This is a genomic window from Streptomyces milbemycinicus (assembly GCF_002154605.1).
In the GTDB taxonomy this organism is placed as follows: Bacteria; Actinomycetota; Actinomycetes; order Streptomycetales; family Streptomycetaceae; genus Streptomyces; species Streptomyces milbemycinicus.
This window is the reverse complement of sequence record NZ_MUNE01001195.1, coordinates 1-4,287: the sequence shown is the minus strand read 5'-3', so window position 1 is coordinate 4,287 and position 4,287 is coordinate 1. Positions and strand designations below refer to the sequence as shown.

Annotated in this window: 4 protein-coding genes; 1 reads left to right on the top strand and 3 read right to left on the bottom strand. The window is 68.7% G+C overall.

The window, feature by feature from the left end; all coding sequences use genetic code 11:
- From CCN51_RS52050 to CCN51_RS52040, 3 genes are all read right to left on the bottom strand, one after another.
- Nucleotides 1-185, bottom strand: a 185-nt coding sequence (locus CCN51_RS52050) for an ATP-binding cassette domain-containing protein (RefSeq protein WP_143676251.1), incomplete at its 3' end; no start/stop codon positions are given.
- An 87-nt stretch (nt 186-272) separates the two neighbouring features.
- Nucleotides 273-1,037, bottom strand: a complete 765-nt coding sequence (locus CCN51_RS52045) for an ABC transporter permease (protein WP_078610954.1) — start codon at nt 1,035-1,037, stop codon at nt 273-275.
- Nucleotides 1,038-1,146: 109 nt separating this feature from the next.
- Nucleotides 1,147-1,947, bottom strand: coding sequence for an ABC transporter permease (locus tag CCN51_RS52040; RefSeq protein WP_043491416.1), 801 nt, complete (start codon nt 1,945-1,947; stop codon nt 1,147-1,149).
- 303 nt (nt 1,948-2,250) lie between these two features.
- Between CCN51_RS52040 and CCN51_RS52035 the strand changes: the two genes are divergently transcribed.
- A partial coding sequence (locus CCN51_RS52035) for a transglycosylase domain-containing protein (RefSeq protein WP_107426324.1) occupies nt 2,251-4,287 on the top strand: 2,037 nt, incomplete at its 3' end.

The following is a 4,287-nucleotide window of genomic DNA, read 5'->3' as shown; positions in this document are numbered from 1 at the left end:
GTGGACTTCCCGGCGCCGTTGGGCCCGATGTAGCCGACCATCTCGCCGCGCGGCACCCGGAAGCTGATGCCGTCCACGGCGCGCACCTCGCGCCGCTCGCGGCGCAGCAGCCCGGCCCGGCGCCGCACCTGGAAGACCTTCTCGACCCCGTCGAGCACGATGAAGTCATCAGCGAAGTCGTTCATGAAGCCGTCCGTGAAGCCGTCCGTGAAGCCGTCTTTGAAGTCAGCATTGAAGTCAGCGTTGAAGTCACCCATAAAGCCCCAGCCCTCTCAGCTGCCCGTGCTCCGATACGACCGCAGCCCCGCCCGCCAGGCCAGCCCGGCCAGCGCACAGCAGCCCAGCGCGACCAGCGGGGCGGCGAAGCCGATCCAGCTCGGCAGGCCCAGCGGGTTCTCCCGGCCCAGGATGTGCAGCGCGGGCAGCCAGTTGACGAAGGCCAGCGGGATGACGAAGGTGACGCCGCGCAGCAGGTCCTTCGCGAAGACCGTCGGCGGGTACTGGAGCAGGGTGTTACCGCCGTAGGTGAAGGAGTTCTGCACCTGGGAGGCGTCGTTCGCCCAGAACTGGAAGGCCCCGCCGGCCACGAACACCGCCCCGAAGATCGCTCCCCCGCTCAGCAGCATCACCGGCACCAGCAGCACCCGGTCGGCTGTCCAGTCGATGTCCAGCCTGATCAGAGACCAGATGAGCAGCAGCAGCCCCTGGCTGATCCGGCCCAGCCTGCGCAGCGCGAACCGGTCGGCGGCCGCCTGCGCGAGGATCGGCACAGGCCGCACCAGCAGGGTGTCCATCGTCCCGTCGCGGACCCGGCGGCCGATGCGGTCCATGCTGCCCAGGGTCAGATCGGTGAGGCCGAAGGCGGTGCTGGTGGTGCCGTAGAGGAAGGCCACCTCGGGCAGGCTGAAGCCGCCCAACGTGCCGACGTGCGAGAACATCAGCGCGATGACGACGAAGTCGAGCCCGGTGGCCAGGAAGTTCCCGATCGTCATGATCAGGAAGGAGGTGCGGTACGCCATCGTGGAGCGCACCCACATCCCGATGATCAGCAGGTAGGCGCGCAGCCCGTGGTACGCGCGGGAGCGAAGCGGCTCAGCGTACGTGCGGGGGCGGAGGGGCTCACCGTACGTGCGGGAGCGAAGGGGCTCAGCCACCCTGCACCACCACCTTCCGCGTCGCGACGGACTGCAGCGCCCGTCCCGCCGCCAACAGCACCACCACCCACACCGCCTGGAAGGCAAAGGCCCTCACGAGCCCGAGCCCGCGGTGCTCCTCGAGGAAGACATCCGCGGGCACCTGCAGCATCGCCGCCCACGGCAGCATCCGTGCCACCTCGCCCAGCTGCCCCGGGAAGACGCTCAGCGGGAGGGTCATCCCGGAGAAGAACAGACACAGCAGACTGCTCATCATGGAGATCCCCGTGCTGTCGAGCAGCCAGAAGGCGGTGAGCCCGACCAGATACTGCACGGCGAAGCCGACGCACACCCCGAGGGCGACCGACAGCAGGAACCAGACCCAGGTCAGCGCGGAGCCGGGCAGGGTCAGCTCGAAGGCCAGCGAACCGAGCACCATGGGCGCGATCCCGCGCCCCAGCAGCTGGAACATGGCCCGGCCCAGGTCCCCGGCCAGCCACCACAGCTGCAGATCCACCGGGCGGTAGAGGTCGACGGCGATATCGCCGGAGCGGATCCGATCCTGCAGCTCCCCCTGGAAGCCCTCGCCCATCAGCGCCAAGGTCGCGAGCAGCGCCTGGCTGAGCCAGACGAAGGTCAGCGCCTGCGAGAGGTCATAGCCGCCCAGGTGGGGCCGCTGGTCCCACAGGGCGATGTAGGTGTAGGCGATGATGAAGCCGAAGACCGTATTGGTGAACACCCCGGCCGCGGTGGCGACCCGGTAGGTCGCGTAGCGCCTGAAGCCGCTCATCGCGACGGCCGAGTACAGCCGCAGATGACCGCGCAGCATGGATCACCCCTCCCTTCCCCACCCGGCACCAAAGCTCAGGAGCCTAGCGGCGCGGCCGGAGGGAGGGCGAGGCATTATTCGCCCGAACGGAGCGCGGAAAACCACCCGATTGGCAGGCGGAAATCGTCCATTCCGCCGGTCACAGAGGTGTCACAGGTGTGGGCCACGGCCCCGGCCCGGAACGGATGATGCGACAGTGTTTTCTGGGGCGTACCAGGCCAATCGCCCGACCGTGCACGATTCCGCCGCGGCGCAACCCTCGACGGCGGCCGAGGAGTCTCAAAGGACATGAGCGACGAGCCCCAACTGATCGACGGCGGCATGGGCGGCCCGGACGTCACCAGCACCGACACCAACAACGGCAGGGCCGCCCGCCCCAAAGGCAGAAAGGGCCGCCCCAAGCGCACCGGCTGGCGCCGGCTGCTCCCCACCTGGCGGATGGTGCTCAGCGGCTTTCTGGTGATCGTGCTGCTCGTCGCGGGCGGCCTGGTCACCGGCTATCTGCTCGTCGACATCCCCGCCGCCAAGGACATCGCCATCGCCCAGAGCAATGTCTTCCTCTACTCCGACGGCACCCCGCTCGCCCGCGAGGGCAAGGTCAACCGGGAGAACGTGCCGCTCAGCCAGGTGCCCAAGGCCACCCAGCACGCGGTGCTCGCGGCCGAGGACCGGGACTTCTACTCAGAGTCGGCCATCAACCCCGAGGCGATGGTCCGCGCCGCCTGGAACACCGCCACCGGCAAGGGCAAGCAGTCCGGCTCCACCATCACCCAGCAGTACGTGAAGAACTACTACCTGGACCAGGAGCAGACCGTCTCCCGGAAGGTGAAGGAGTTCTTCATCTCGATCAAGCTGGACCGGGAGGTGAGCAAGGACGACATCCTCGAGGGCTATCTGAACACCAGCTACTTCGGACGCAACGCCTACGGCATCCAGGCCGCCGCCCAGGCCTACTACGGCAAGGACGCCAAGGACCTGAGCCTCGGCCAGGGCGCGTATCTGGCGACCCTGCTCAACGCCCCCAACGCCTACGACGTGGTCACCCACCCGCAGAACAAGGACCGGGCGCTGGCCCGCTGGAACTACGTCCTGGACGGCATGGTCAAGAAGGGCTGGCTGGCCAAGACCGCCCGCGACAAGATGACCTTCCCGGCCCCCGACAAGGTCACCGCCCAGTCGGGCATGTCCGGGCAGCGCGGATACCTCATCGAGGCCGTCGAGGCGTATCTCACCAAGAACGGCATCATCGACGAGCAGACCCTGGCCCGCGGCGGCTACCGGATCACCACCACCATCGACCGCAAGAAGCAGGACGCCTTCGTCGCGGCGGTGCGCGACAAGCTGATGAACAAGCTCAGCGGCTCCCGCAAGGTCGACAAGTACGTCCGGGCGGGCGGCGCCTCGATCGACCCCAAGACCGGGAGGGTGGTCGCCCTCTACGGCGGCATCGACTACACCAAGCAGTTCGTCAACAACGCGACCCGCACCGACTACCAGGTCGGGTCCACTTTCAAGCCGCTCGTGTTCACCTCCGCGCTGCAGAACGGGTCCACCACCCAGGGCGGGGTGCAGATCACCCCGGACACGATCTACGACGGCACCAACAAACGCGAGGTCACCGGGGCCCAAGGCCCCACCGGCTACTCCCCGGCCAACGAGGACGACGTCGACTACGGCTCCATCGACGTCACCACGGCCACCGACAAGTCGGTCAACTCCGTGTACGCCCAGATGGCCCAGGACGTCGGCCCGGACAAGGTCAAGCAGACCGCGATCGCCCTCGGCATCCCCAAGGACACCCCCGACCTGACCGCCTCCCCCTCCATCGCGCTCGGCGTCGCCACGGCCAGCGTGCTGGACATGACCGAGGCGTACGCGACCCTCGCCAACCACGGCGTCCACACCCCGTACACCCTGGTCACAAAGATCACCAGGGACGGCCAGAAGATCGACGTCCCGTCGCCGAAGACCGACCAGGCCGTCACACGCGCCGCCGCCGACACCACCACCACGGTCCTGCAGAGCGTGGTCGACGGCGGCACCGCGACCGCGGCCCAGGCCGCCGGGCACCCCGCGGCGGGCAAGACCGGCACCGCGGAGGACGACAAGGCGGCCTGGTTCGCGGGGTACACCCCGGACCTGGCGACGGTCGTGGCCGTGATGGGACAGGACTCCGCCACCGGGGCGCAGAAGCCGCTGTACGGCGCGACCGGCCTGCCCCGTATCAACGGCGGCGGCTACCCCACGGAGATCTGGGCCGCGTACACCTCCGCCGCGCTCCAGGGACGCACTCCCGCCCAGTTCGAGCTGAACGACGGCACCACC

Coding starts and splice junctions, on each gene's coding strand:
- CCN51_RS52045 (WP_078610954.1), bottom strand. CDS start 1,037: ATGTGGGTGCGCTCCACGATGGCGTACCGCACCTCCTTCCTGATCATG.